The organism is Bacteroides sedimenti (assembly GCF_040365225.1).
In the GTDB taxonomy this organism is placed as follows: Bacteria; Bacteroidota; Bacteroidia; order Bacteroidales; family Bacteroidaceae; genus Bacteroides; species Bacteroides sedimenti.
This window is the reverse complement of the sequence record NZ_AP028055.1, coordinates 1,692,682-1,713,676: the sequence shown is the minus strand read 5'-3', so window position 1 is coordinate 1,713,676 and position 20,995 is coordinate 1,692,682. Positions and strand designations below refer to the sequence as shown.

The following is a 20,995-nucleotide window of genomic DNA, read 5'->3' as shown; positions in this document are numbered from 1 at the left end:
CAGTAGCAAAGATATAAGTTTTCTAATTAAATATAATCCTAAATATTGTGTGATCGATATAATAAAATAAAAAGAAAAATCAAAGAACAACATTCCCAATTTTGACATTAATAACTGCAATATTTAATCTGAAAGTGCTTGGGATTCTTATTATAATTACAATGAAAGAATAATATTCATTGTAACAAATCTAGATTAACTTTTTTATATAATATGAATAAATGCAAATAAAATAAATTTTTAGCCATGTTTTTAAGTTTGTGAGCTAAATTAAATTTCAAATAAATTTCTATTTTTGTATCTCCTTAAAAAAATAATTTAAAAATTGAGATTATGTTTAGAACTTCACTTATAGCATTATTGCTTACCTGGTGTTGTGCGGGATGGGCTCAGGATGCAGATTATCCCTTTACAATAGCTACTTGGGCCAATGATAGTTTGGGGAATCACCGAGTGTTGATTCATGTAGATAAAAATGCGGATGCAGTTTGGGCTCATATTCCCTGGCGTCGTCGCGACAGCAAACCTGAAGAGAAAAACATCCTTATCCAGGATGCCACAACGGGGAAGATGATAAACAATAAAGTTGTCGTTGCTATTAATAAGGAGTATGGAGATATTGTATTTCAACCTCAAACCATCAAAGGTGATTATTATGTCTACTATCTTCCATATAAACAGAAAATTACTCCGTATCTGAATACTCGCCATGTGACGCCGGTATTTACAGCTGAAGCCCAATGGGTAAAAAAGAACAAACTGGATGATTTGAAAGCGGTAGCTCAGAAACAAAAGAAATTCAAACAGGCAGAGGTGAAGGAATTTCAGGCTATTGACGAGTTTAACAGTTTCTTTCCCATGGAGGTGATTGCTACCCAAAAGGAAACTGCGACTCTACTGAAAAATGTGAAAAGCTCGTTTGTTGTTTTCCCGGAGGACCGTTTTCATCCCATACGCATGACCAATGATATTCCACTTCGCTGGGTACGAAAAGGGCTGCAAGGTAAATTCGAGGATAATTTGATGCGTAATGAGTATTATGCTTTTCAGATGGGTGTCCTGGCTCTGAAGAATATTGATGATCTGGATGTTGAATTCACCCCGCTGAGAGATAAGGACGGAGTGATTGCTCTGCCTGCTTCGGCTTTTACATGTTTCAATAAAACAGGGGTCAACTGGGATGCAAAACCGATGACAAAAACTATTGCCATAGCTGCACAGAAAGTTCAGGCTTTGTGGCTTGGACTAGATTTACCCTCTTCTATAGCTGCGGGTGATTATACTGCCGATGTGAAAATCTCTTCTAAAGAAGGAAATTCGCAAACGATAAAATTGCTGTTTCATATTAGTAACGACATATTGCCTGACAGAGGCGACAGCGACCCGAAACGTCACAGTCGTCTTCGCTGGTTGAACTCAACACTGGGACAGGTGGATGATGTGATTGCTCCATACATTCCGATTGTACAGAAAGGAAATTCATTTAATATATTGGGGCGAGAACTTATTATCGATGATTATGGCTTTCCGAAAGACATCAAGACTTTTTTCAATCCGTCGGTAACGAAGATTTTGCCGGCCGGAAAGAGTATCATTAATTCCCCCTTCCGTTTCATTGTTCAGAAGGAGAATGGCAATGTGAACTGGATTCCACAGGGTGTAAAATTCACAAAACAGTCTGATGGTACGGTGGAATGGGTGGCTGTGAACAGCAATGATGATTTTGAACTGACGGTGAACGGTAGAATTGACTTTGATGGATTTGTTAGCTATAAATTGGGGTTGAAGGCAAAAAGAAAGATAGCAGTTTCGGATGTCCGACTGGAAGTTCCTTACAGTAAAGAGGCTTCTCAATACATTCTCGGTTTGGGGAATAAAGGCGGAGTTCGTCCGTCTTCCATAAACTGGAAATGGGATGTGGAACATCTGAATCAGGATGCAATCTGGATGGGAGACGTGAATGCAGGGTTGTATGTGCAGTTGCACGACGACCAGTACCGTCGTCCGTTGAATACCAATTTCTACCTGCAACATCCGCTGCTGTTGCCTGCTTCCTGGGGAAACAACAACAATGGAGGTATGAAGGTGGAGGAAAAGGGAAACGATGTGTTGCTTACTGCTTACAGCAACTCACGTACTATGGAGGAACAAGAGGTGCAACATTACGATTTCAACCTGCTGATTACTCCGTTTAAAACCATCGACACTGAATTTCAGTTTACCGGACGCTTTTACCACAAATATGCTCCGATTGATGAAGCCAAGGCGCTTGGAGCCAATATTATCAATATTCACCATGGTAATGAAATCAATCCCTACATCAACTATCCGTTCCTGCGTCCGGCTGAAATGAAAAAGTATATTGACGAGGCACACAGCAAAGGTCTTCGGGTGAAGATATACAATACTGTTCGTGAGCTATCTTACCAGTGTCCGGAGATATTTGCCATCCGAAGTCTGGGCGGGGAGGTGTTCTCTGATGGAAAAGGAATGGGACACTCATGGCTGCAGGAACATCTGGAAACGAATTACATTGCTGCCTGGTACTGTGCTGAAACAAACGATGCGGCAATTGTGAATAGTGGAATGAGTCGTTGGCATAATTATTACGTGGAGAATATGAAATGGTTGGTGGACAATATCGGCATTGACGGAATTTATCTGGATGATATTGCCTACGATCGCACTACAATGCGACGTGTTCGTAGGATGTTGAATAGTAAAGAGCCGCACGGACTGATTGACCTCCATTCCTGCAACCAGTTCAATAAGAAAGATGGTTTCATTAACAGTGCATTGCTTTACATGGATCAGTTCCCATACATTAACCGTCTCTGGTTCGGTGAAGAGTTTAACCCGAATTCGGCTGCGGATTTCTATCTTATTGAACTGTCAGGAATTCCTTTCGGATTGATGGGAGAGATGTTGCAGGACGGTGGTAACCAATATTATGGAGTGGTATATGGCATGATTTCCAGACTGGGGTGGACAAAAGGTGTAGATCCCCGTTTCATCTGGAAAGCATGGGACGATTTTGGCATTCAAAAAAGCGAAATGTTCGGTTGGTGGGCATCCGATTGTCCGGTGAAAACCAATCAACCGGACGTACATGCAACTGCTTTTATGAAAAAAGGAACAACCATGATTGCCGTAGCCAATTGGGGCAGCGAAGCCAAAAAGGTGAAGCTGACACTGAACTGGAAACAACTGGGTATCGACCCGACCAAAGCAAAGATATATGCCCCTGCGATAGAGAAATTCCAAGAAGAGAAGACCTTTGGAATAAATGATGAAATTACCATCGACCCACAGAAAGGGTGGATGCTGATAATTAAATAAAGAATCTAAGTTCGTAAGTTAAGATTGGAGCTGTCTTGTGATTGAGACAGCTTCAATTTATTGCTTATTTGATAAACCGGATGCATGCTGTTATGTAAGTCTGATATCAGGTTGGAACAACCTTCATATCATTTAGGTATGACGTTGTAATGACTGAATTTGCTATCTTTGTGAACTGATGATATGATTAATTTTCCAGAAACAAATACAAAATAAAATATGAATTCACCTCTTTCCTCTCAGCGTCCGCATATAGTTTGGCTGGATGTGCTTCGCTTTGTCGCTATCTTTATGGTTATTATGAGTCATAGTGCCGATCCTTTTAATGCTTCGCCAGAATCAAGGGCAAATCCGGATTTTAATCTTTGGGGATCGGCTTTTGGCTCTTTTGTACGTGCGTGCGTTCCTTTGTTTGTGATGATGACCGGTTTGTTACTTTTGCCGGTTAAACAGGAAGCCGGACCGTTTTATAAAAAACGTATCTTGCGGGTGCTCTATCCGTTCCTTGTATGGTCTGTATTGTTCAACCTGGCTCCTTGGTTTATCCAATGGGTAGGAGGGACTCCTCAGTTAGTAACCACCTTTTTCCCTTTTGGAGGAGAGCCATCGGCTTCACTAACGGATGGGTTAAAAGCGGTAGCCATGATACCACTTAATTTCAATATGTTTGCTTGTCCTATGTGGTACATCTATTTGCTTATAGGATTATACTTGTATATGCCCATCTTTTCGGCTTGGGTAGAAAAAGCTTCAGATAAATCGAAACGTCTATTTCTTGGATTGTGGGTTATAACACTTCTCCTGCCTTATGGAACACAATTTATCTCTCCCTACTTATTCGGAGCTTGCTCGTGGAATGCTTATGGAACATTCTACTCGTTTGCCGGATTTAATGGATACCTTTTGTTAGGGCACTATTTGGGTAAAGGCAATGACTGGTCGTGGGGCAAAACATTACTGATTACAATCCCAATGTTTGCGGTAGGTTATCTGATAACATTCAAGGGATTTAGAGCGATGAGCTCTGACCCTAATGTAACAGATGCTAGACTGGAACTTTTCTGGACCTATTGTTCCATAAATACCATGCTGATGACTACAGCCGTATTCTTACTAATACAGAAAGTACGTGTAACCTCAGATAAACTTAGTGATCTGCTGGCTCAGGTTGCTAAATGTAGTTTTGGTATGTATTTGTGTCATTATTTCTTTATTGGTCCCGCATATCTGTTAACGGTAGTTCTGCATACACCCGTGGCATTGCAGATTCCATTTACTGCTGTACTTGTTCTTTTGGCCTCTTGGGGTCTGGTTTCTATGATTTATAAGTTACCAAAGGCAAAATATATAGTAGGATAAGAGATTTTTTATGTCTTTATAGTAAGCATGAATTTATATAAAAAAAGAAGCTCTGTATTATCAAAATGCAGAGCTTCTTTATTGGTTAAGAAAGTATTTGTACAACGATATTGAAATGGCTTAGTGAGTTGCCACCGAACAGATGACTTTCCCACTTTACCAATTCTTTTATTTAGAAGTCATGATTGTTACTCTATTCCATGCGTTGTTGTCAGCAAATGGTTGTTGTTTGTCACCATTATTCTCTACAATGAATCTGTTTTTATCAATGCCGTATTTTTCTGTCAGCACTTTAACAACAGCAGCAGAACGTTTTTCGCTCAATTTTTGATTGAATGCCGGAGTTCCTGTTTTTGCATCACAGTAACTTGCTATGATAACTTTTGCATCTTTATTTGATTTCATAAACTGTGCTACGTTATACAGATTTGCTTCCTGACTAGGATCAATTGTCGCTTTTCCAATGCGGAAAGAAACCATTGAATTTAACTGAGCGTTTTGTGCTATAGGAACTTCTTTGATAATAGTCTTAGGTTCGGCTGATTTCTTTTCGCAGCAGGCTTTATATTCTTCGGCTTTAGCTCTTTGTGCGTTGATTTCATCATTCAACGATTGAATCAATGCAGGATTTTCCGCATTTACTGTAGCAAAACCTCTTTTCCCAAAGCGATAAGTAACACCGGCTAGAACATTTAATGTACCATCATTAGATGTTCCTGCGTAATTGTTATTGTTGAAATTATCACGCAGAAGGTTGCCGTTTGCTTCGATGTTCAGACTCCATGCCTTGTTCAATCTGAAGTCTGCCTGCAAACCTAAGCGAGGTGCCAAACTGTTTGTTGCGTGCAAATTTTCATCTGAATCTCTGAATCCATGTACATAACCCACACCCAGAATACCATACAGATTAAATACTCTATCTTCTTTATAAGGCAAGAAAATATTGGTAAGATTGAATAATGCATCTGCATTTACATTCAGGTAATTCACATTGTATGCGTGATTTGTGAAGTGTAGATAGTTTCCTGATGTCCAACCGCCCAATTGGAGACGCGCACCAGTTTCAGGGGAGAAAAACTTTCCTATATTCAATGCAGCAGTAGGAGTGAGTTTATCTCCGAATGAAGACCATTTATAATCTTCACTGAATGTGTACTGTCCGCCAATTTGGCCTTGTATAAACCAGTTATCCCAGAAACCGTATTGCTTTAAAGCTTTTTCCTGATTCTGAACAGTTGTTCCTTCATTTTGTGCAAATAACCCGATAGGAGATATTGCCAATAACATAAGTAATAATTTCCTTTTCATAATCAAACGTAAATTTTATGTTGAATAATTCTATAAATAAAAACCTGATGCAAAGGTATTCTTGGGAAAGCTCTTCTGTTTATAAAAACCAATCTAAATTTTATACATAATTGTATATTAAATCCTCATAGAGACATAAATACCTTTGCTTTTTATAGAATTAATGAATGAAATATGCTTATTTTGCATCTGTTTTTATATATTTGAAGTATCTGATTTTGTATAAAAAATAATTGTATTAATGATAAGAATAAAGTTTCTCTTTTTACTGTGTATTTTTATTTCAGGCTTTTCTCTCGATAATTACGCCCAAAATAGTAAGAAAACAAAAACACTTACTGAAATCTTCCAGATCATCAGTAAGAAGAAAAAAGTTAATATAAACTATAATCCAAGTGTTGCCAACCGCATTCATATTGCTGACGTAACTTCCGAGAAAGATGTTGTTGGAGCGCTAAATCGTTTTCTGGTTGATTATGACCTGGAGATTAAAAGTGCCGGCCCCGCTTATTTGTATGTTTCACCACTGCAAAAATTTGTTTTGCAAGGAATAGTGGTGGATGAGCAATCTTTGAAGCCAATTCCATGCACTATTATAATGGATGGAAAAAAAACAGTCACAACTACTTCAGGTGGGAAGTTTAGTTTCTCTTTAAGTAAAGGAACATACAGAATTGCTATTAAAGAGAAAGCTTTTTATCCTAAAGTTGTTTCCATATCTCTGTCTTCTCCTCGAAATATGGTCATAAAACTGAAAAAGAAGGAACAAAAGGCAGACCCCCCTGTAGTTTTGAAACCAGCGAAAGAGGAGAAAAAACTGCAAGTTTCTGCTATTAGTTATCCTTTGCCCGATTCTGTCTTAGCATTGCAGCCTTTTATTCCCGATTCCTTGCCACATTTTTTCATCGGTTATCATCCTTCTGATAGTTTGCCAAAGGATAAATTTATCGATTTTGCACTCAAATTTAACCTTATTATGTGGGCGAAGGGCATCACGAACATTGCATTCGAAAAGAAAATAACCGAGAATGTTACGGCAGAAATTCTGTTGGGTATAAAGCCTATAAGGTATGACGAAAAAGAGAACTCAATGTCTTATGTAATTCAACCGGAAATAAAATTCTGGTTCTTGCGCAGTTTTAAAGGATTCTTCATAGGGTACCATACCTATTATGCTCATTATGGTGCAGGAGATATCATCTTTCCATTTCTGCGAAAAGGGGTTTCTGAAAATAACCGGTACGCTGGATATTTATATGGAATGGGAGCCTCATGCGGCTACTATTGGCCGATAAGTAAGCACTGGAACCTGGAAGCTGTTGCCGGAGCAGGATATATTCACATGGCATACGATAAAACACTATTGAATAATTCGATGAATAAAAAGGGGCGTTTTGATTATAACTATTTCGGTCTGACAAAGGCTGCGATTAATTTAATTTATACCTTTTAATGTAAGTTGAAAACTCAAAATAATTATTTATAAAGCGCTTATAATTAGGTAAATACATAAAATCTTTAGAAAATAATATTTTTTTCTTCAGAAAAACCAGTATAAAAGAACGGTTTTGCTGTCATAGGTGTAAAGAAGAAAAATAAATTAATTTAAAGTGATATGAATTTAGCTTTTAATACCGCTTGCTTTCAGCGAATGAGTTTGAAGAAAGATGAACATGCTGAAATTAAAACAGCAGACAACAGTGCTATTCTGTTTGTATTATCAGGAAAGGTTTCACTATCTTGCATTGATTTTAAAAATAAAATTTCAGAGGAAATGTTATTTTTAGCTCCTGGTAGTAAGTATGAGCTATCAACGGAAGAAGAGACTGAGCTGGTAAAATGTGAGATTGTAAAGAATGTTTTGACTAAAATTAGTCAGTGGCTGTCTCCTATATCTGAAAATCAAGTAGAGGAAGACGAGGTATACTTGACTTTGCCAGTGAAGTATAATTTAAAAAAGTTTCTGGAATTTTTTCAACAGTATTACTCTTCTGGTTTAAATACCAGTGAAATTGTTGAATGGAAGCAGGAGGGACTCTTTTTATTATTGAAAAATTCATATTCAAAGAGAGAATTGACAGGTTTCTTTAAAACAATTTTAGGGGAGAATATGGATTTTAAGGAATTTGTGTATGCAAATTACTATTCAGTCAAGAATTTACAGGAATTTGCAGACTTGGCTAAATGTAGTCTGAGTGTTTTTTGTCGAGACTTTAAGAAGAATTTTGGAGAGTCGGCCTATCAGTGGATGTTAAAACGAAAATCACAGTATGTATTGCGAGACATACTTTCTACTTCTATTCCTTTTCAAGAATTGGCAGATAAGTATCAGTTTTCTTCGCAAGCACACTTTACAAAGTTTTGTAAACAGCGATATAATCTAACGCCGAGAGAACTGAGAAGCAGTAATGAGAATTATAGGATGAATTATCAGCAATTATTGAATTAAAATATAAATAGTAGCTTTTATGCAAATATCTTGGAATAAATTGCGAAATAATGATGAACAAGAATGGAAGTCTCTGTTCCGTCAACACGCAAGCTTTCTTTATGCTTACGGAATGAAGTTTGCTCATAATGAAGATTTAGTTAAGGATACTGTTCAGGAATTATTTATTTCAATTTATGAAAAACGCAATTCACTTAACGAACCTGCATATATGCGAGCCTATCTATGCGCAGGATTGAGGAACAGGTTGATAAACGAACTTAAGAAAGAAACTGATATATATTTGGATGAAGGTGATTATTCGTTCACATTATATATTGATGATCAGAGTGCTGATGATGAGGAAAAGCAATACCGAAAAATACAGAACTTGCTTAATAAACTCACAAACAGGCAACGAGAGGTGGTATACCTGAAATACTTTAAGGGGATGTCGAATGAAGAAATAGCCTGTACGTTGGACATAAATAAACAGTCGGTAGCCAATCTTCTTTCAGAAGCAATCAGGCAAATGAAGAAGGATGCTTCTTTTATATTTTTTCTTTTACTTGTTTTACGCAGATTTTTTGGGCTATGAAAGAGGTGGATATTATAAGTGTTTTAGAAAGAATTTCGTCAGACGAAAATGCTTTCTTGTCTCAGGAAGAAGAGACTCAGCTAAGAGAGGCTTTCTCCCAGATTCCGCTACTGGATGAAACTCCTGCAGATGATTTACTGAATGAAATGGAATTCGAATTGTTCAGCAAAAGCATAATCTTTGCAAAATCAGAAAAGAAAATAGTCCACTGGCGGAGATATTTGTCCATTGCTGCGTTACTGGCAATATTGTTTGGTTGTGGCTTATGGATACAGAATCAGGAAATGAGGTATGCAACGGGCAGCAACGAAAGATTGTCTTTTGTGTTGCCCGACCACTCGGAGGTGAGACTGAATGAGAACAGTTCAGCAGAGTACAATAAGTTCTTTTTTCTATTTAAAAAGAGAATCAACATGCAAGGTGAAGCATATTATGTAGTTACCAAAGGAAAACAGTTCTCGGTTGAGACTCCGAAGCATCAGATATCTGTGTTAGGAACCCGTTTTATGGTATCCGAAAAAGAGCACTTTGATGTAATCTGCTATGAAGGAAAAGTAATGGTGGAAAGCCTGGATGGAAAAGAGAGAAAACTTTTAACCAAAGGTAAGTGTTTTATATCTGATGAAATTATTCCAGAGAACGAACCAATGTGGGTAAGTCAGAAATATGTCTTCAACAACGCTCCACTAACGTATGTAGTTGAGGCTTTGGAAAAGGAATACAAAATATCCATTCAAAACAAGAGTGTTTGCCGGGGACAGTTCTTTACAGGTTCATTCCCCGAACAAAATCTGGAAGTGGCTCTTAATATAGTTCTGGCACCTTATAACATGAGTTGGAAAATGGTTAAGCCCGGAATTTATCGGGTAGATGCAAATTAATTGTATAATTTTTAAATAGCAAAATTATGAAAAGGTTGAAATTGTTTTTTGGATTTTTGCTCTTTGTTGGAGCAGGAATATTAATTAATTCGTGTAGCAAAGAAGATGCTGTAAAAGGTACCACTCAAGTAGGTTTTTATCTTACGGATGCACCTTCTCTCAAAGGATTCAAAGCTGTGAAGATTGATGTTCAGGAAGTTAAATATATCATTAATGACAGTGCAGAGGTTAATTTGCCAATAACTCCCGCGATTTATAATCTTATGGATTTAACTAACGGGAAGAATCTTTTGTTATCTAATGTTGTATTAAATGAGGGTGAACATATCTCGCAGGTTCGTTTGGTGCTGGGAGATAATAATTTGGTTGAATTGAGCGATGGTACCGAAGTAAAAATTAAAGCTCCGAGTGCTCAGACCTCAGGACTGAAAGTGAATATTCAGGAGCAAGTCATTACTACTAGCGGATATGCTGTAATGATTGATTTTGATGCAGAAAGATCCATTGTAAGCAAAGGTAACGGTGGATATTCTCTTAAACCTGTCATCAGAGGATATGTGGTGCAAAATACATCAGCTGTTTTTGGTCATATTCTACCGAAAGATGTTCCATTCAAAGTATTTACTGTTGTGGGAACTGATACCATTGCTACGATTTCTGATGTAACAAGAGATAACTTTTTTATGCTTCACGGTTTGAAATCAGGAAGTTATAAATTGGAATTTCAGAGTGGTACACTGTATACAACAATGAATGTCAGTCTTATTGGTGGAACAGATAAAGATCTTGGTACTGTGGAAATTAAATAATAATTTCTTAAAAAATGATTTTATTAAAAGTCGGGCGGGCTCTTTTCCGTCCGACTTTTATATTTTAGAGCGCGATGTTTAGTAGGTAAATCGATGAAAACTTTAACTTTGTATCAAAATTAAATGCAATGAAGAGAACTATTTTCTTAGTGTGCATATGTTGTTTGATTATATCAACCGGATGTAAGGAAGAAAAAAAACAACAAGTCCGGGCAAAAGAGAACAACGAAAAGCTTTTCAGACTGCCCGATATTCCTGCAAACCTAACACGACCCAATGAACGTGCCGGGTATCTAGCAGTACATTATTGGGATAGTTTTAATTTTGCAGACTCGTCAGTAATTAAGCAACCCGATAAGATGGAACCTCTCTTTGCCGATTTTATTGGCATTTTGCCTCACGCAAGCTATACAGATGCATCTAAGGGGATTAAAAAACTGATGTCTCGGGTTGCAGAAAATCCATCTTTATTTTCAAACGTTGTTGGACTGGCCGATAAATATCTGTATGATGTCAATTCTCCTATGCGAAATGAGGAATTTTACATTCCGTTCCTGGAGTCGATAGTTGACTCCAAGGTAATGGATGAGCCTCATAAAATACGTTTTCGCTATCAACTGACAATGGCTCTTAAGAATCGTCCGGATAGCATTGCAACTGATTTTACTTACACACTTGCTTCAGGTACGAAGAATTCTCTTTCAAAGATTGGCAGCGAGTATACACTGCTCTTCTTTAATAATCCTGATTGTGGAATTTGCGGAGAGTTTCGCGAGAAGATTATTGCTTCTTCGGTTATAACATCCATGCAGCACTCTTCGAAGAACGGGATGAAAAGGCTTACAGTGCTTTCCATGTATACAGAAGACGATCTGAAGTTCTGGAGAAAACAATTATGGAAGAATCCTTCCGGGTGGATATGCGGTTACGATGAAAAGAATGAAATTCGCAACCATGGGCTATACGACTTGAAGAAGATACCGACAATATATCTGTTGGATAAAGAAAAAAAAGTGGTGCTGAAAGATGCATCTCCTGAAATTGTGATGGAGTATTTCAGCAAAAAAACTGAGTCCTGATTGCTTGAAAAGAAACTTTTTCTTGAAGAGCTGTTTTGTGCTGCGTTAATAAAAAAGAGCTTGTCCAAAAAACAAAATCAGACCTCTGATAATTGAAACTCTGAAAACGTTTTCAGATAGAAGTTTGAAAAAAGGGGTTGTTCCATCTTTTTGAACAATCCCTTTTTCCTTGTTTTATTGACATGAAACTTTTCTTATATCCAAATGCTCCATACTTTGCATCCGAAGCACATAAGTACCATTGGGTAACGAAATTTCTGTTTTAACAGTATTAAGGTCGTTTATCACCTGCAATAACGTTCCGTTGAGGCTATATACCTGAATACGCTGCAACCTGTCCGAAGGAGTGGTTGCTACAACTACTCTTCCCTTCTCGGGAGAGTACACCGCGAATTTCCCTTCGTCTTTACTGATTCCAGTAGGTGCAAGATTGAGGAAGTAGCGACCGTGGGTTTTTCCTGAAACTGTAAGTTGATTATTCATGGCGTCAAGCTGAACGGTTTTATTTCGTTCGGCATCATAAAGCTCTAGGTACCCACCAAAGTTTTCCAGACCCTTGAAGGATAATTTCACCTCTTCTGCGTTTTCACTAAATATCCCCAAAGGAATAGTAGTTTGTTCAGAAACGACATTGATCATAACTGCCTGGTTACCTGCAAGGGAGTAGAGAGTTGGAGCATCAGCCAGATTAGAATCCATCAGTACAGCCACATCTTCTTCGGGAGCATAACCGTTATTTGCTGATTTTTTTTGCTGAATAAGAATCTTGCTGATGCTATGGTTGCGTTCGGCGGTAATTCGCAAACATTTATTATTGCTGAATACCGCTTCGGCCGTACCGGCAGAGCGGACCATAGTACCGGATATTGGTTTGGCAATAGTCATATCGGGAGTAAACGTTACGGTAGGATTACCCGATACTAAGGTCTTTTTCTCAATGAAGAAAGATTGTATCGGAGCAACAGTTCTTGGAAGAGTCTCATCACCCGAAGTTGTTAAAGTACCGTCGGTAGCAATCGCAACCGCGCTTTGTCCGTTGGCTGTCAGAATCCAGAAATGTCTTTCAAAATCAGGATGTGCATCGAAAAACTTCTTCATATCGAGGGTGGCCATAAATGGATTACCCACTAGGAAGATGTTATTGCCACTGGTGGCATTGGTCAGGTTGAGTGTCACGTTTGTTGCATTAACGCTAAAACCTAATTTTCCGTTGCCTGTGCGATTAATAACTGTGTTATTCCCTATATTGGTTCCGTTGTATGAATAATAAGAGAAACTTGCATCGTCTTTGGGTAAGCGGAACAATACTTTATCAACTCCTTCAGTACCAAACACCGGCCTTACGGAAAAACCTTTTCCGGGCGTATAAGCCTCGTCTACCTTGTTGTATACCTGGCTCCAGTTGGCTGAGATATATGAATCATACGAAGACCCGTCGGACTTGAACACGGTTGAGCTACCATGATCCCAGCTACGTTGATAAACCGCAGGATTAAAGCGGTTATTTACAGCAGAACTGTAGGTAATGGGCTGGAAAGCCTCTGTTTCCTGACGACCGGTTGAGGTTGGGAGATACATATCACCTGCAACTACCCCATTCAATGGAGAGGCCAGCATGTACCAACGACCCGAAGTAAGTTCAAAATCCACCCATGCTTTATTGTAAGTGAGATAATTGGTGTTTCTCATTTCTGCCGATGGTTTGAAATAAATTTGGTTGCAGGTATTTCCATAGAAATTAGTACAATTGTAGTTCGTTCCGTTTGCCTTGACCAAAATGCTATACTGAATACTAGACGTGGCAGGATTACTGCTGTCACTGTAGTTTGTATTTGCCATGCTTAGATAGGGAGAACCTGTCAGGTTGTATAGCCACGGAGCTTTCGGAGTATTCGGAATTGTAACTTTGGAGAAATCCATAGGTACAAATCCATGGCTGTTAAGATCGTCTGTGTAACTATCTGCTGAACTTTTATACAGTTCACTTTTCAAGGAACGTTTCCAGTTGTTGTCATTATTCCAGTTATCACCGCTTTCCCCTGTCCAGGTCAGATATTCTGGTACTATTTTCAGGTAAAAGGCTGTTACTCCATCACATGCGGCCTCGTCGCCTATCAATGATTCTTGGTTAAAATGAAATTCTACTTTATAGGTATACCCCTCTTTTACATCAATCGCACTACTGGGTATTTTGAATTCCAGGTAATCAACATCTCCTGTACTAGGAGTTACGTGAACAGTTTCTAGGGTCGCTAACTGTATTGATGGGTTGATTGAATCGACATTTTGAATGGATGGATCATTCGTTCCAATCAAATAAACTTTAGAGTCACTTGCCTTTATCAAATTACGGGTTTTCATTCGGTCTGTGTTCCAGAAATCAATCACCGGAATATTTAATGTTTTGGTTGAATTAGCTTTTAAGTCTTTATATTGACTTAATCCCATTCTTACGGAAAGTGTTTTATCTGCCCCTTCACCACTAAGTTGGATAACAGGATTTTTGTGAACTCCCCCGACATCAAATGAAATATATTCGCTACACAATTCAAGAGTGGTGGTAGTAGAAGTAGTCTTTGCCGTTTCAGTTATTGGAACAGCAATAATATTTTCACCCTCTCTAATTACGCGGGTTATTTCCTTTTGATTAAGTATCAATTGTTCATTCGCAATTAATTTCTGGAGGATATTATACGCCGCTTGTGTAAAAACACCGCTAACAGGAGACAATCCGGTATCCGATGATGCAGGATTGTGATATACTTCTCTGTATTTGGAAAGTGCAGAGCTTACCGACATACCACCGACAGGTATGGTTGCAAACTCTTCTTTTGATCCCATGAACCAGTCAAAATTGCAAACAATATCTTCATGAGTAATCCGGTCTCTCAGTTTTGCTCCAAGAACAAGTTCATTGCCATAGCACATGCCATCGCCCTCTTTCCAGACAGCTCCATCGACCGTAATTTCAGATGGAGGCATGATTGTAAATGGATCACTGATCATATCACACGTTCCGATACCAAACACTCCTTCAGAATTGGCTACTGTTGTATAATAGGTCTTGTTTTCTCTCAAAACGTCATTGTTGGGTGTTTGAAAAACAATGTATCGATAGGTAGTTCCATTAACCGTTTCTGTTTCGGTATAGGCAAGCGCAGGTGATTTGCTGTATGAATACGGAGCTTCGTTAGAAGAGGTAAGTGCTGTCATATCACTAAATTTAGTACTGACTTTTACTGTTCCGTAATTTATATCTGGGTCTGAAGCTGTGTTGTAGTTATAAGCCAATGCGTTTTTTACATCGTTTAAAAACTTATACCTTACTTCTATTTCTTCTCCCGAGCCCGAGGTCACTTCTGTTTTTCCCATTGTATTGAGTAATTTCTCGAATTCAACTCTGACTTTAACTTTTGCACTCTCTTTTCCGCAAGGAAGTGTTACCTGATTAGCCTGTACAGAAGGTTTGCTTCTGTAAATGCGAATGTCGTCCACCGCATAGTCTCCTCCCGACGTGCTTTTACAGTTGTTTTCTATTTGGAGCAGATAGGAAGTATATTCAACGTTTGAATTGTATGTGAATGAATAAAAAATTTGATGCCACGGAGTTGGTGAAGTAGTTGCCTGAGGTATATCACCAGAAGTAAAACGGTTAAGTTCTGTCTCTTTTCCGTTCTCATCAACCCCAATGAAGACGAAATTCAAATCGGGATCGGACGTTCCTGATCCATTTGTTAAGCTACAAATACCTGCGGATACAAAGAGCTTTGTTCCAGGGCAAAGTTTGTCTAAGGTAAGCTTGGCAACAACACCCGGACTTTCTGCTGCATCGATGTACATAAAGTAACCATCCTGTACGCCGTTTGTTTCATGATGCTTACGGTCGTAAACAGTTCTGCCTCCATTGTACCATGTATAACCGGAAATGCCTGATAAAGCGACGTTGGCGGTTTTATAGAATCCATATTCGTTCCATTGTGAAACCCTGTTTGAAAATCCTCGATATCCGCTTTCGTATAATGTTTTTGAAGAAAATCCGTAAGTACAGATATTCCAGGGTAAAGGTTTTGGCCACATATTATTTGCTGCTGTTGCCGGGTCTGTATTATAATCGAAATCTAACTTGCTGAGTAAAAGGTTATTTTTGTCCAAATAGTTTATGGACCTATACTCGTTAGTTCCAGTAAGATTGTTATAGATCATGGGAGCATCCGGTAGGAAAATAATTGTAAACCGAGCTACATTGTATGTTAAAGTTCCACAGGTAATTTTTGCTGTCACCGTTTTAGTGGTTCCAGCTGTTCCAGGTGTTACATAGCAAAAACGTTGGTTTGTACTGGAAAAGGCTTCTGAAGTATTGGTCAGAGTGAAATTGGAATAACTTCCTTGTACTAGTGTATTCGAAGAGTTGTAACCGAAATAATTATTGGCATTGTATTTTAAACACACACGGGGGTTGTTTGCCGCATTAGGCAATTTTGTGGATGGCATGTACACCGTATACTCTTCCAGATATTTATCACCTGTACATGTTTTTAGTTTGTCTGCAATTTCTTTGGCGCTTCTTAATTCAAATATACAACGATAAGAGAGAGTAGGTTCGGTTAAGACAGTACCATTAAGATTGTAATCAGTATAAGCAGAAACATCGCAAGCAATAATATCGGGATTAGTTCCAAGAGTAGAGGGAATGGTATAAGTAATGGCATCAAAAAGAGATCCTCCATATGTCACCCGTCCGTTCGTATATAATGTACCTCCTGATTTTAATTGTGCGGAAGCACCGTCTGTTTTATAATCATACCAGCGGTAGTAATGATGAGGGGAAGTTGCTGATTTTGAAGGTAAATTTATATCTTGAGTGGTAGAGCTCGGGTTAACATAGACAATAGTGCGATAAGTATGCGTTTTTTGCATAGATTTACCGTACTCATTTAACATATAATCTTCTGCACCATAATATTCTCCTTTTTTGTGCATAACACTATTTGTCTGCCCCTGTACATAACCAGAAATAGTGAACAGCAACAGAACGAAGAGAGCAAACAGATGATTTTTATATTTTTTCATGCAAGTTTGTTTTAATTCTGACTAATATACATTTTGTAATAAAGAGTGCGACTGACGTTCGTGGCAGTGAGCACATTCACCGAAACGGTACACAAAGCTTTGTCACCGGCTGATGATTTTAATGTTCCCATAATTACTCCGTTTTTCAATACCGGAGCTTTATCGAAAATTGTGGTTGATGCATCTGTATAGCTGAAGTTCCATTCGGACTTTCCTATCGATACAATTGAATTATCGGATACTTTAACTAGTCTTGGTGTGATAATAAACGGTCCTCCTCCAGGAAATATACAATGATATCCATCGGTCGTAGTTATCACAGATGCCGGATAACCTCCGATAGGAGGGTAAGAGATTACTTCCAGTTCCAGTCTGTAATCCGTCAGGATAATATCAAGCGGCAAATAATCGTTTCGGTTCAGATAGCTAAGATTGGTAAGTGACATACGGACCTCGTCGGTAATGCCATCTCGTAATGTATTAAGTGTGAGTTTGAAATAGCCATTGCCTGAAACTTGTGATTCGTTAATATAGAACTGGAAATCATTCAATATTCCTCCGCTGGAAAAACTTGGAGTTCCGTTGAATGTATTTATATAGTTTCCACTGGTTGAGCCTACAGGTAATACAGGAGGAATCTCTCCGTTTGAACGAGGTAACAAATATACTGATGATGTTGTAATCGGGTTTACTACTATGTTTTTTAACGAAATGTTATGCCCTGTCTCGTTCTTGAAGTTCAATTTCATCTTGCACACCATTCGAATCAGTTCCATATTAAAAGTCTGCCCGGTAGTATTTGTAACTGAAATTGCAGTTTTATTGCTCATCGGCAGATAATCACCAACTGCCGAGTTGATTGTGAAACCATTGGCAATGTACAGAGTTGCTGTTGATAAATCTGGCATAACAGAACCTTCTTCAACATTCAGACCGGCACTGGCAATGCTTGCTGTAGATAAGTTTGCAAACCCATATACAGCTTTTGTTCCTTTTGTCAGCTTGACTTCAATTTCGTGAAGTTGTTTCGTTGAAGGTAGTGTTTCAACTATTTTTTTCTCAATCTTATTATCTGCATTAACAAAGAAAAGAAGAATTGTTTTCATCATTTCATCATCCGATGCATTCTGATCGTTACTGCTTTTGGTGCTTATACGATAGATGATTGAATAAGTGGTTTTTCCCGTATTAGTAATATTCTGTTCTTCTTCCCCCGAACACGATGGAAGCAGAAATGTCAGCAATGAAACTAATGCGATATACATATAATGCTGTTTTTTCATATTCACTCTTTGTTAAAGAATTATTTCCGGATGTGTAATTACCCTCCAGGGGGTTACGCTTACAAACATTCGAATAGATGATTCCTCTCCTGGATTTTCAGGACTGTCGGTTCCCGGATCGTAAGGAATGAATTTGCCTGCTCCCGAAAAGGAATTAACTTTTAACTTATAAATATTATTGCGGACAATGCTAAATTCCATTACTCCTGCTTCTGTTGAGCTGTTGTTTGAGTGACGAATCCAATATGGATAATAAGATATGCCATTTTCGTAACATCTTATATTTTTCTCACTTAACAATAACTGAGTGGGTTTGCTATTTTGATTGATATACACCACTCCTCCGCTGTTTGAATATCCATAAGTCGACAATATGAAACTCTTCCAAGAGATGGTTTCCGTTAGGTTGGCAGACAGAGACTTTCCGCTCAGTTTTAAAGATAAATAAGTTTTGAAACCTAATGGGTCGTTATCTTTAATTCGATTGAAATATTGCAAAACATCTTGCCAAGTATTGACAGATGTGAATGTCTGTGCAAAGAAATCATCAGCTGGTTGGCCGCTTTTAAGTGAAGCAAACTCAACAGCTTCCAGCGAATTGCAAACCATATCACCATTATTGTACGTAAAAAAAGTAATGGCGTTTGAATTGTTTATTGTCTGGTTTGTATGGCTTGATGGGTCGTAGTTGGTTATCAGATAAGGTATGTATGTTGTTTCAAACATAACTCCGGTGGTATATCCATTCAATTGATTAATCTTGTCGGTCGTATTTTCGAGTGAATAACCTAGAATGTAATAATTAGTTCCATTATAAGTTAAATTAGAATTCTTCACTTTGTCTTCAACCCCCATACTAAAACTGCCGTTATAGTAGCTGGCATATAACGAAGAAGCTGCATCAGTACCACTACCACCATTCAGTAGATTGAAATGTTGTCCATTAAGGTTTTCTTTAGTTTTTTGAACCGTCCAGGGGTCTAGTACATAATTTGTCTGTACGCCGTTAATATCGCTCTTTTCATTACCTAAATAGTTAAGAGTTGAAGAGGTTGTCTCTGCTACTCTTTTGATGAGATAAGAACCTGCAGTAAAGCGGTTTATCAGTTTAATCTTATTTATAATGACGCGGGCTATCGTTTTGTTGCTTGCATCTTTTACCAGATAGTTATTTAAATCTGTTGCATCGGTGCTCTTGCTAGGAATGAAATCTATTCGAGCTGCTAATCGTTCAATATCTACATAGATTTGAGCTGGAGAGGATTCGCTGTTTGAAGCTGAAATATTTGTCGAGGCATCATTTGCAGATGACATGACAAACTGTGAATAATTGCCGTTGCTTTCTGTCCATGCCTGCTTTTGCAGATAATCACATACATCTTTTACTTTCGCGGTTGTACCAAATGTGGAGGTCAGATTACCTGCATTTGCAGCTACGATTACATGATACGTACCTTTTGGAATATTCACTTTCCGTGTTTTGGTAGTATTTCCAATGATATCAGACGATTCGAAATAGCTTGTTCCTGCTATTGGTGCATTTGTTTCTATTGCCTGATTGATATCAGTGCCTTGAAAGAAAAATACAGATAAATTGTTTATTATATTTTCATTGGTCTGTCCATTCTCTACAGCATCTCCATTTTCTCCTCCAGTTGGTGTTGAACGTGTAGTTAGCGGTGTATTGATGGTTAGAGTAATGAAAGTCCCGGCTTTATTTATCGGACACTCCTCATCATTCGGCCGGTCGTAAATATCTACGCAGGCAGCCATCGCCAATAGCATAATTGCAATTAACGCAAACTTACTGTTTTTATATATGAACTTTTTCAGTGTCATAGTTAATTAAGCTCTGAATTATTAAAACGGACGGTCCAGCCATTGATGATAACCTGTATTTTTAACCAAGCTAGATTGTCGTCCAAGAAAAATATCAGTGAATATTCATCCTGTCTATCCAGGTATTCTTGAGCCGTCATCTTATCTTTGTGCCCCTCCATTTCTGTCAGCATCAGATAAGCAACCAATGGAATGTCTACAACTATGCTTTTATCTTTCGCATCAATGATTCGCAGACGCGATTTACTGTTTACCATCAGACGACCGGTATGTAATTCGGCATATGCTGTAGTAACGGGTGGTGTGTCACCCACAGTATTTTGTCCGGTTGCATAAGGGCGATAGGTTATTTCACCCGAAGGTATCAAACTGTTGTCGTAATTAATCAAGCTGTTGTCATCTGTAATTTCAAAACGGAAAGCTTTATTGTCTACTGGTACACCATTGATTTGTTGTAATACAATACGTATACGATGAGTGTCTTTTACCAGAGAAACAGTTTCTTCCTGAAATACCCCGGTTACAGTCAGTTCTTTAATCTCCCCATGCCACAATGGATGCAGGTCTTTGTTCGACTCTTGCCCTGTTTTCTTGAGAGCAACTTTCAAATCAGACAGAGTCGAAACACCGGCAGTCAATCCTTCAGTCGTGAATGATTCTCCATCCATTCCTGCCCATGTTACCAAGTGATATTTTCCCGGAGTAACATCTAACTTCATATAGTAATCATTTGCTTTCAAAACATCGCCTTCTTCGGTTTTCATTTTAACAAAATGTCCTTTGTCATCGAATATGTAAACAGCGACTTGTTTCACCTCGTTGGTAAAAGCATTAGCAAACTTCATGTTATAGTCGTATTTGAAACGCAAATGACATTCCTCAGGGCAATCGGTTCGGTCATCATGCATTGAGCAGGCTGTGAAAGCACTTATGAGAACGATTAACAGCAGGGAACTGGTTATTTTGTTTGATATAAGATGCAACTGTTTATTCATATTCTTA

At 38.3% G+C, this 20,995-nt stretch carries 13 protein-coding genes; 8 read left to right on the top strand and 5 right to left on the bottom strand.

What is annotated here, in order from left to right:
* Window positions 1-333: 333 nt before the first annotated feature.
* Window positions 334-3,339, top strand: a complete 3,006-nt coding sequence (locus ABWU87_RS06910; protein ID WP_353334258.1) for a glycoside hydrolase domain-containing protein — start codon at window positions 334-336, stop codon at window positions 3,337-3,339.
* Between the two features lie 219 nt (window positions 3,340-3,558).
* A complete protein-coding gene (locus ABWU87_RS06905; RefSeq protein WP_353334257.1) occupies window positions 3,559-4,698 on the top strand; it encodes an acyltransferase in 1,140 nt (379 codons plus the stop codon).
* A gap of 168 nt (window positions 4,699-4,866) precedes the next feature.
* Here ABWU87_RS06905 and ABWU87_RS06900 read toward each other — a convergent pair whose 3' ends face one another.
* The gene (locus ABWU87_RS06900) at window positions 4,867-6,006 is read right to left on the bottom strand and encodes an OmpA family protein (protein WP_353334256.1); all 1,140 of its coding nucleotides are present in this window, start codon (window positions 6,004-6,006) and stop codon (window positions 4,867-4,869) included.
* 241 nt (window positions 6,007-6,247) lie between these two features.
* On the opposite strand from ABWU87_RS06900, the gene ABWU87_RS06895 reads away from it, so the two are divergent.
* From ABWU87_RS06895 to ABWU87_RS06870, 6 genes are all read left to right on the top strand, one after another.
* Window positions 6,248-7,459 carry a DUF3575 domain-containing protein gene (locus tag ABWU87_RS06895; protein ID WP_353334255.1) on the top strand — a complete coding sequence of 404 codons (1,212 nt, stop codon included), beginning with the start codon at window positions 6,248-6,250 and terminating at the stop codon, window positions 7,457-7,459.
* 162 nt (window positions 7,460-7,621) lie between these two features.
* A complete protein-coding gene (locus ABWU87_RS06890; RefSeq protein ID WP_353334254.1) occupies window positions 7,622-8,455 on the top strand; it encodes a helix-turn-helix transcriptional regulator in 834 nt (277 codons plus the stop codon).
* 19 nt (window positions 8,456-8,474) lie between these two features.
* Window positions 8,475-9,032, top strand: a complete 558-nt coding sequence (locus ABWU87_RS06885; protein WP_353334253.1) for an RNA polymerase sigma factor — start codon at window positions 8,475-8,477, stop codon at window positions 9,030-9,032.
* The gene (locus tag ABWU87_RS06880; RefSeq protein ID WP_353334252.1) at window positions 9,029-9,913 is read left to right on the top strand and encodes a FecR family protein; all 885 of its coding nucleotides are present in this window, start codon (window positions 9,029-9,031) and stop codon (window positions 9,911-9,913) included. The genes ABWU87_RS06885 and ABWU87_RS06880 overlap by 4 nt, the downstream gene beginning before the upstream one ends.
* Window positions 9,914-9,939: 26 nt before the next feature.
* Window positions 9,940-10,722 (top strand): DUF4382 domain-containing protein, encoded by a 783-nt coding sequence (locus ABWU87_RS06875; protein WP_353334251.1) that lies wholly within the window; start codon window positions 9,940-9,942, stop codon window positions 10,720-10,722.
* 128 nt (window positions 10,723-10,850) lie between these two features.
* A complete protein-coding gene (locus ABWU87_RS06870) occupies window positions 10,851-11,801 on the top strand; it encodes a DUF5106 domain-containing protein (RefSeq protein ID WP_353334250.1) in 951 nt (316 codons plus the stop codon).
* Window positions 11,802-11,975: 174 nt separating this feature from the next.
* Here ABWU87_RS06870 and ABWU87_RS06865 read toward each other — a convergent pair whose 3' ends face one another.
* The 4 genes from ABWU87_RS06865 to ABWU87_RS06850 are packed head-to-tail and all read right to left on the bottom strand — an operon-like array spanning window position 11,976 to window position 20,988.
* On the bottom strand, window positions 11,976-16,871 hold the full coding sequence (locus ABWU87_RS06865) for a T9SS type A sorting domain-containing protein (protein ID WP_353334249.1): 4,896 nt from the start codon (window positions 16,869-16,871) through the stop codon (window positions 11,976-11,978).
* An 11-nt stretch (window positions 16,872-16,882) separates the two neighbouring features.
* A complete protein-coding gene (locus tag ABWU87_RS06860; protein ID WP_353334248.1) occupies window positions 16,883-18,154 on the bottom strand; it encodes a hypothetical protein in 1,272 nt (423 codons plus the stop codon).
* A gap of 12 nt (window positions 18,155-18,166) precedes the next feature.
* Window positions 18,167-19,993 (bottom strand): Mfa1 family fimbria major subunit, encoded by a 1,827-nt coding sequence (locus tag ABWU87_RS06855; RefSeq protein WP_353334247.1) that lies wholly within the window; start codon window positions 19,991-19,993, stop codon window positions 18,167-18,169.
* 2 nt (window positions 19,994-19,995) lie between these two features.
* Window positions 19,996-20,988 (bottom strand): FimB/Mfa2 family fimbrial subunit, encoded by a 993-nt coding sequence (locus ABWU87_RS06850; protein ID WP_353334246.1) that lies wholly within the window; start codon window positions 20,986-20,988, stop codon window positions 19,996-19,998.
* Window positions 20,989-20,995: the final 7 nt, after the last annotated feature.

Excerpts from the sequence above, each read along its gene's own strand:
- ABWU87_RS06890 (WP_353334254.1), top strand. The coding sequence starts at position 7,622 with ATGAATTTAGCTTTTAATACCGCTTGCTTTCAGCGAATGAGTTTGAAG.
- ABWU87_RS06885 (WP_353334253.1), top strand. The coding sequence starts at position 8,475 with ATGCAAATATCTTGGAATAAATTGCGAAATAATGATGAACAAGAATGG.
- ABWU87_RS06855 (WP_353334247.1), bottom strand. The coding sequence starts at position 19,993 with ATGACACTGAAAAAGTTCATATATAAAAACAGTAAGTTTGCGTTAATT.
- ABWU87_RS06910 (WP_353334258.1), top strand. The coding sequence starts at position 334 with ATGTTTAGAACTTCACTTATAGCATTATTGCTTACCTGGTGTTGTGCG.
- ABWU87_RS06905 (WP_353334257.1), top strand. The coding sequence starts at position 3,559 with ATGAATTCACCTCTTTCCTCTCAGCGTCCGCATATAGTTTGGCTGGAT.
- ABWU87_RS06895 (WP_353334255.1), top strand. The coding sequence starts at position 6,248 with ATGATAAGAATAAAGTTTCTCTTTTTACTGTGTATTTTTATTTCAGGC.
- ABWU87_RS06870 (WP_353334250.1), top strand. The coding sequence starts at position 10,851 with ATGAAGAGAACTATTTTCTTAGTGTGCATATGTTGTTTGATTATATCA.
- ABWU87_RS06880 (WP_353334252.1), top strand. The coding sequence starts at position 9,029 with ATGAAAGAGGTGGATATTATAAGTGTTTTAGAAAGAATTTCGTCAGAC.
- ABWU87_RS06900 (WP_353334256.1), bottom strand. The coding sequence starts at position 6,006 with ATGAAAAGGAAATTATTACTTATGTTATTGGCAATATCTCCTATCGGG.
- ABWU87_RS06860 (WP_353334248.1), bottom strand. The coding sequence starts at position 18,154 with ATGAAAAAACAGCATTATATGTATATCGCATTAGTTTCATTGCTGACA.
- ABWU87_RS06850 (WP_353334246.1), bottom strand. The coding sequence starts at position 20,988 with ATGAATAAACAGTTGCATCTTATATCAAACAAAATAACCAGTTCCCTG.
- ABWU87_RS06875 (WP_353334251.1), top strand. The coding sequence starts at position 9,940 with ATGAAAAGGTTGAAATTGTTTTTTGGATTTTTGCTCTTTGTTGGAGCA.
- ABWU87_RS06865 (WP_353334249.1), bottom strand. The coding sequence starts at position 16,871 with ATGAAAAAATATAAAAATCATCTGTTTGCTCTCTTCGTTCTGTTGCTG.